Source organism: Variovorax paradoxus (genome assembly GCF_000834655.1).
GTDB classification, from domain to species: Bacteria; Pseudomonadota; Gammaproteobacteria; order Burkholderiales; family Burkholderiaceae_C; genus Variovorax; species Variovorax paradoxus_F.
In genome coordinates this window covers 1-7,733 of record NZ_JXQQ01000077.1, presented here as the reverse complement: position 1 = coordinate 7,733, position 7,733 = coordinate 1, and the positions used below count along the sequence as shown (strand labels likewise).

The following is a 7,733-nucleotide window of genomic DNA, read 5'->3' as shown; positions in this document are numbered from 1 at the left end:
AGCACCGCAGGTTGCCCGCAGCGAAGCGAAGGGTCGCAGACAGCGGGGTCGCCTTTTCTTTGGCTACTTTCTTTTGGCGAAGCAAAAGAAAGTAGCTCGCCCGCCGGGGCGAGACCCGGCCCCAGCAAACAACCCATCCAAAGAGCAAAAACAATGCTGAGCCCAGGCACCCCATTCCCCCTGGGCGCAACCCCCTCCCCCCAAGGCATCAACTTCGCCATATCAGCCCCCACCGCAGAGGCAATCGACCTCTGCCTCTTCGACAGCACAGGCAGGAACGAGCAACAACGCCTCCGCCTGCCCAAGTGCACCGATGGCGTCTGGCACGGCCTGCTGCCCGCAGGACGCGAAGGCCTGGTCTACGGCTACCGCGTCCACGGCCCATGGGCACCACGAGACGGCCGACGCTTCAACTCAGCCAAGCTGCTGCTCGATCCGTATGCGCGCGAAATCGTCGGCCGCTACGACGGCAGCGACCTGTTCCTCGGCCATGACCCGTCAAACCCCGATCGACGCGACGCACGCGACAACGGCACCGTCGCACTCAAGGCCCGCGTGACGGCAAGCGCGATGGCCCCCGCATCGCCAGGCCAAGCCCGAATCGCATGCGGCGATCGCGTTCTCTACGAACTGCACGTGCGCGGCCAGACCCGCCTGCACCCCGGCGTCCCCGCCGCACTGCGCGGCACCTACGCCGGCCTCGCCGAGCCCGCCGTGCTCGACCACCTGCAGCGCCTGGGCATCACCACGCTGAGCCTCATGCCCGTGCAGCACCGCGCCGACGAGCAGCGCCTCCTGGCCATGGACCTCTCCAACTACTGGGGCTACAACACCATCGGCTGGTTCGCGCCCGAAGCCCGCTACTGGAGCGGCCGCCCCGGCACCACGCCCGCGAGCGAGTTCCGCGCGATGGCCGACGCGGTGCATGCACGCGGCATGGAGCTGGTGATCGACGTGGTCTACAACCACAGCGCCGAGAGCGACGAGCTCGGCCCCACGCTCTCGCTGCGCGGCATCGACAACGCCCTTTACTACCACCTGCGCGAAGACAACCGCGCGCTCTACGAAAACTGGACCGGCACCGGCAACTGCCTGAACCTCGGCGAGCCCCGCGTGCTGCAGCTCGTCATGGACAGCCTGCGCTTCTGGGCTTGCGAGATGGGCGTCGACGGCTTCCGCTTCGACCTCGCGCCGGTGCTCGGACGCGACGCGAAGAGAGGGTTCGACCCGCGCGCGCCCTTCTTCGCGGCCATCGCGCAGGACCCGGTGCTCTCGCGCACGCTCCTGATCGCCGAGCCGTGGGACATCGGGCCGGGCGGCTATCGCCTCGGCGAATTCCCACCGGGCTGGCTCGAATGGAACGACCGCTTTCGCGACACGCAGCGCGGGTTGTGGCTGCGACAAGGGCGGGACGGCGCGGCGAGCCTGGGCGATTTCGCGCACCGCTTCACCGCCTCGAGCACGCAGTTCGCCCACCGCGGCCGTGCGCCGGCGGCGAGCGTGAACTTCATCACCGCGCACGACGGCTTCACGCTGCGCGACCTCGTGAGCTACGAAGAGCGCCACAACCTCGCCAACGGCGAGAACAACCGCGACGGCCACGCCCACAACCTGAGCAACAACTGCGGCGTCGAAGGCCAGAGCGACGACGCCGCTGTGCTGGCCAGGCGCAGCCGCCTGCAGCGCGCGCTGCAGGCGGTGCTGCTGCTCTCGCAGGGCACGCCGATGCTGCTGGCGGGCGACGAGCTGGGCCACAGCCAGCAGGGCAACAACAACGCCTATTGCCAGGACAACGAGACCACCTGGCTCGCATGGATCGGCGCATCGGACCCCGCGGGGGACATGGCGCGAACGAGCGACTTCGTGGCGCGGCTCACGGCCTTGCGCCGCGAAGCCGGGCCGCTGCGCAGCACGCGCTGGTGGCCGGCCGCGCCGCCCGAGGGAACGCCTGGCATCCGCTGGCTGCGCCCCGATGGCCAGCCGATGACGCCCGACGACTGGCATGCGGGCACGGCCCTTGCAATCTTCTTCGAGGGCGCCGCAGCGGAGGATTCGGGCGCATGGCTGGTGCTGGTGAATGCGGGTGCGGACACGGTGAATTTCACGCTGCCGCAGGGCGCATGGCGCGGTTGCCTCTCGACCGATCCCGCGCACGACCAAGGCACGTCGCCAGAGCCGCTCGGCGCTACGGCGGAAGTAACTTTTTCGAGCATCCGGGTTGCAAGAACGTAGGAGCCACGCGCCCGGCGCAGTGCTAGTCTCGATGCAGAAACTCTGACGGTGCATTCCAACAAACGAACGGAGACACAGGATGGACAACCACCTCACCCCGCACACCCCGCAGGCTCCCCTGCAGGCCCACCAACTGGTCCGCCGCACCATCGCCCTGGTGCTGGCGGGCGGCCGGGGCTCGCGCCTGAAGCAGCTGACCGACCGGCGGGCCAAGCCGGCCGTGTACTTCGGCGGCAAGTTCCGCATCATCGATTTCGCGCTCTCCAATTGCCTCAACTCGGGCATCCGGCGCATGGCGGTGGTCACGCAGTACAAGTCGCATTCGCTGATGCGCCACCTGCAGCGCGGCTGGAGCTTCCTGCGCGCCGAGCTCAACGAGATGGTCGACGTGCTGCCCGCGCAGCAGCGCGTGGGCGACGAGCACTGGTACCGCGGCACGGCCGATGCGGTGTTCCAGAACCTGGACATCATCCAGACCCGCTCGACCCCGCACGACTACGTGGTGGTGCTGGCCGGCGACCACATCTACAAGATGGACTACTCGATCATGGTGAAGGACCATGCCGAGCGCGGCCTGGGCTGCACGGTCGGCTGCATCGAGGTGCCGCGCATGGAGGCCACCGCCTTCGGCGTGATGGCCGTCGACGACGAGCGGCAGATCACCGCCTTTCTGGAGAAACCGGCCGACCCGCCCGCCATGCCCGGCAACCCTGACGTGGCGCTGGCCAGCATGGGCATCTACGTGTTCGATTCGGCCTACCTCTACCAACTGCTCGAGGAAGACAACGCCAACCCCGATTCGAGCCACGATTTCGGCAAGGACATCATCCCGCGCGCCGTGGCGCAGGGCCGGGCGCTGGCCCATCCGTTCGGCATGTCGTGCGTCACGCGGGCCTCGCGCGGACCCGACGCCAAGGCCTACTGGCGCGACGTGGGCACGATTGATGCATTCTGGGCAGCCAATCTCGACCTGGCCTCGATCACCCCGGAGCTCGACATCTATGACACCGACTGGCCCATCTGGACCTACCAGCGGCAACTGCCCCCGGCCAAGTTCGTGCTCGATCGCCACGGCCAACACGGCATGACGGTCAACACCATCGTCTCGGGCGGCTGCATCGTCTCGGGCTCCAAGGTGAGCAGCTCGGTGCTGTTCTCGGGCGTGCGCATCCACTCCTTCTGCGAGATCAACGAGGCGGTGCTGCTGCCCGACGTGGAAGTGGGCCGCGGCGCGCGGCTCAACCGGGTGGTGATCGACCGCGCCTGCGTCATCCCCGACGAGATGGTGATCGGCGAAGATCCGGTCGCCGACGCCGCGCGCTTCGAACGCACCGAGAACGGGGTCGTGCTGGTCACGCGCGAAATGCTCAAACGACTGGCCGCCTGAGGCCGCAACCACCCGCGATGCGAATCCTCCAGGTCAGCGCCGAACTCTTTCCCCTCCTGAAGACCGGCGGACTGGCGGACATCGCCGGCGCCCTGCCCCTCGCGCTCATGGCCGAAGGCGAGGACGCGCGCGTGCTGCTGCCGGGCTTTCCGGCCATCGTGGCCGGGGTGCGCGAGCTGGCGCCGGTGGCGGATTTCAATGCGCCCTGGGGCGAGCGCTTCAGCCTGCGCGCCGGGCACATCGCCATCGACGGTGCGCCGGCGATCCGCGCCTACGTGATCGATGCGCCCGCGCTCTACGACCGGCCCGGCAATCCTTATGAAGACACGGCGCGCCAGCCCTACGCCGACAACCACCGGCGCTTCGCGCTGCTCGGCTGGGCCGCGGCACAGCTGGCGCAGGGGCTGGACCCCACGTGGCAACCGGAGGTCGTGCATGCGCACGACTGGCATGCGGCGCTGGCGCCCGCGTACATCGCCTTTGCACGGCAGGCGGGAAGGCCCCGCGTGGGCAGCGTGTTCACGGTGCACAACCTGGCCTACCAGGGCATCTTCGCGCCGTGGAATTTCACCGACCTGGGCCTGCCGGGCCCCGCCTTCCACATGAACGGGCTCGAATACCACGGCCAAGTCTCGTTCATGAAGGCCGGCCTGTACTTCGCCGACCGGCTCACCACGGTGAGCCCGACCTATGCGCTGGAGATCCAGACCCCTGAGCAGGGCTGCGGCCTCGACGGCCTGCTGCGCCAGCGCAGCGGCGTGCTCACCGGCATCCTGAACGCGGTGGACGCCAAGGTCTGGAACCCGGCCTCCGACGCCGCGCTGGTGCAGGGCTATCACACGCCCGAAGGCCGCCACATGGCGGGCAAGGCGCGCTGCAAGGCGGTGCTGCAACACCAGCTGGGCCTCGCCGAGCGGCCCGATGCGCCGCTCTTCATATTGGTCAGCCGGCTCACCGAGCAGAAGGGCCTGCACCTCGTGCTCGGCGGCATCGACGCGCTGCTCGCCCAGGGCGGCCAGCTCGCGCTGCTGGGCAGCGGCGAAGCGTGGCTCGAAGAGGCCTTCCGCCAGCGCGCGGCCGCGGCGCCGGAATCGGTCAGCGTGACCATCGGCTACAACGAGACGCTCGCGCACCAGCTCTTCGGCGGCGGCGACGTGACGCTGGTGCCGTCGCTCTTCGAGCCGTGCGGCCTCACGCAGATGTACGGCCTGAAATACGGCAGCCTGCCGCTCGTGCGCCGCGTGGGCGGCCTGGCCGACACGGTGGTCGACAGCACGCTCGAAGACATGGCCAGCGGCGAGGCCACCGGCTTCGTTTTCGACCGCTTCGACGCCCACGACTACGAACGCGCGCTGCGCCGCGCCTTCGCCCTCTACCAGCGCGCGCCCGACTGGCGCCGCGTGCGCGGCCACGCCATGCGGCGTCCGGCCGATTGGGGGACCGCCGCCGCGCAATACATCGACGTCTACCGACAAGCATTGGGTCCTACCTGATCCGCGCACGGCAGACACAACACCATTCATCCGAGAACGACCCACCATGACGATCAAAGACTTCGCCTACGACCACCCCGACCGCGACGTCGCGGCCTTCAAGCGCGCCGTGGCCAACAAGCTGATCTATGCGGTCGGCAAGGACCCCGTCGCCGCGAGCCAGGACGACTGGCTCAACGCCACCTCGCAGGCCGTGCGCGACCAGCTGGTCGAGCGCTGGATGATGACCACGCGCGCCAACTACGCGCAGGACCTGAAACGCGTCTATTACCTCTCGATGGAGTTCCTCATCGGGCGCACCTTCACCAACGCGCTGCTCGCGGTGGACCTGTACGACACGGTGCGCGAAGCCCTGGCCGACTTCGGCGTGGACATGGCGGCGCTCTCGGAGCGAGAGCCCGATGCCGCGCTCGGCAACGGCGGCCTCGGCCGGCTCGCCGCCTGCTTTCTCGATTCGATGGCCACGCTCGGCGTGCCGGGCATGGGCTACGGCATCCGCTACGAATACGGCATGTTCCGCCAGCGGATCGTCGACGGCCAGCAGGTGGAAACGCCCGACTACTGGCTCACGCGCGGCAACCCCTGGGAGTTCCAGCGGCCCGAGGTGAACTACCGTGTGCGCTTCGGCGGCCACGTGCAGAAACGCGAGGGCCTCAATGCGCCCTACGGCGCGGCCGACTGGGTCGACACGCACGACGTGCGCGCCGTGGCCTACGACACCATCATTCCCGGCTACGGCACGCAGGCCACCAACACGCTGCGGCTCTGGTCGGCGCGCGCCACCGAGGAGATCGACCTCTCGGCCTTCAACCGCGGCAACTACATGGGCGCGGTGGAAAGCAAGAACCAGTCGGAGAATGTCTCGCGCGTGCTCTACCCCGACGACTCCACGCCTTCGGGCCGCGAGCTGCGGCTGCACCAGGAGTATTTTTTCTGCAGCGCGAGCGTGCAGGACCTCTTGCGCCGGTACCTGCGCAACCACAAGACCTTCGACCAGCTTTCCGAGAAGGTCAGCATCCACCTGAACGACACGCACCCGGTGCTCGCGGTGCCCGAGCTCATGCGCCTCCTGCTCGACGAGCACGGCCTCGCATGGGACGAGGCCTGGGCGCACACGCAGAAGGTGTTCAGCTACACCAACCACACGCTGATGCACGAGGCGCTGGAGACCTGGCCGGTGGAGATGCTGGGGCGCATCTTGCCGCGGCACCTGCAGATCATCTACGACATGAACGCGAAGTTCCTGGCCACCGTGACGCAGAAGGTGGGCAACGACGTGGAGCTGATGCGCCGGCTGTCGCTGGTCGACGAGTCGGGCGAGCGGCGCGTGCGCATGGCGTACGTGGCGGTGCTCGCGAGCCACTCGATCAACGGCGTCTCGGGTCTGCATTCGGAGCTGATGAAGCAGTCGATCTTCGCGGACTTCGACAGGATCTTTCCGGAGCGCTTCAACAACAAGACCAACGGCGTCACGCCGCGCCGCTGGCTCGCGCAAGCCAACCCGCCGCTGGCCGGGCTGCTCGACCAGCGCATCGGCAAGGGCTGGCGGCGCGACCTGTCGCAGCTGGAGGCGCTCAAGCCGATGACGGCGCAGCCCGCCTTCGTGCGCGCGTTCCGCCATGCCAAGCGCGAGAACAAGCTGCGGCTGGCCAACTGGGTCGGCGAACACCTGAAGATCGACCTGGACACCGACGCGATGTTCGACGTGCAGGTCAAGCGCATCCACGAATACAAGCGGCAGCTGCTCAACGTGCTGCACGTGGTGACGCGCTATCACCGCATCCTGGACGCGCAGGCGGCCGGAGGTCCCATCGACATCGTGCCGCGCGTGGTGGTGTTCGCCGGCAAGGCGGCTTCGGCCTACGTGATGGCCAAGCTGGTGATCCGGCTCATCAACGACGTGGCGAGCACCATCAACGCCGATGCGCGCGTGGGCAAGCTGCTGAAGGTGGTGTTCCTGCCGAACTACAGCGTGAGCCTGGCCGAGATCATCATGCCGGCGGCCGACCTCTCGGAGCAGATTTCCACCGCGGGCACCGAGGCCTCGGGCACCGGCAACATGAAGTTCGCGCTGAACGGCGCGCTCACCATCGGCACGCTCGACGGCGCCAATGTGGAAATGCGCGAGAACGTGGGGCCGGAGAACATCTTCATCTTCGGCAACACGACGCCGGAAGTGGCGGACATCCGGGCCCGGGGGTACCAGCCGCGCGAGATCTACGAAGAGAACGCGGAATTGAAGCGCGTGCTCGACGCGATCCGCGACGGCGCGTTCTCGCCGGGCGAGCCGTCGCGCTACCAGGGCATCTACGACGCGCTGGTGAACTGGGGCGACCACTACCTGCTGCTGGCCGACTATGCGAGCTATGTCGCCAAGCAGGCCGAGGTGGATGCGCTGTATCGCGATTCGGATGCGTGGACGCGGATGGCGATTCTCAACGTGGCGGGGATGGGGGCGTTTTCGTCGGACCGCACGATTGCGCAGTATGCGCACGAGATCTGGAACACCAAGCCGGTGGTTCTCGGCTGAGTCTCAGGTATTTCTCCCTCCCCTCCTGGGGGAGGGCCGGGGTGGGGGCACGCGGCGGCTGACAAAGCACTGCGCTGAACGAACGCCGCTT

Annotated in this window: 4 protein-coding genes; all 4 read left to right on the top strand. The window is 68.1% G+C overall.

The window, feature by feature from the left end:
• Positions 1–153 precede the first annotated feature (153 nt).
• The 4 genes from glgX to RT97_RS25985 all read left to right on the top strand — a co-directional run bounded on the left by glgX (position 154) and on the right by RT97_RS25985 (position 7,642).
• A complete protein-coding gene (gene glgX / locus RT97_RS26000) occupies positions 154–2,232 on the top strand; it encodes a glycogen debranching protein GlgX (protein WP_042581748.1) in 2,079 nt (692 codons plus the stop codon).
• Between the two features lie 79 nt (positions 2,233–2,311).
• On the top strand, positions 2,312–3,619 hold the full coding sequence (glgC, locus tag RT97_RS25995; RefSeq protein ID WP_042581747.1) for a glucose-1-phosphate adenylyltransferase: 1,308 nt from the start codon (positions 2,312–2,314) through the stop codon (positions 3,617–3,619).
• 17 nt (positions 3,620–3,636) lie between these two features.
• Positions 3,637–5,112 (top strand): glycogen synthase GlgA, encoded by a 1,476-nt coding sequence (gene glgA / locus RT97_RS25990; protein ID WP_042581746.1) that lies wholly within the window; start codon positions 3,637–3,639, stop codon positions 5,110–5,112.
• A 46-nt stretch (positions 5,113–5,158) separates the two neighbouring features.
• Positions 5,159–7,642, top strand: coding sequence for a glycogen/starch/alpha-glucan phosphorylase (locus RT97_RS25985; protein WP_042581745.1), 2,484 nt, complete (start codon positions 5,159–5,161; stop codon positions 7,640–7,642).
• The last annotated feature ends 91 nt before the right edge of the window (positions 7,643–7,733 follow it).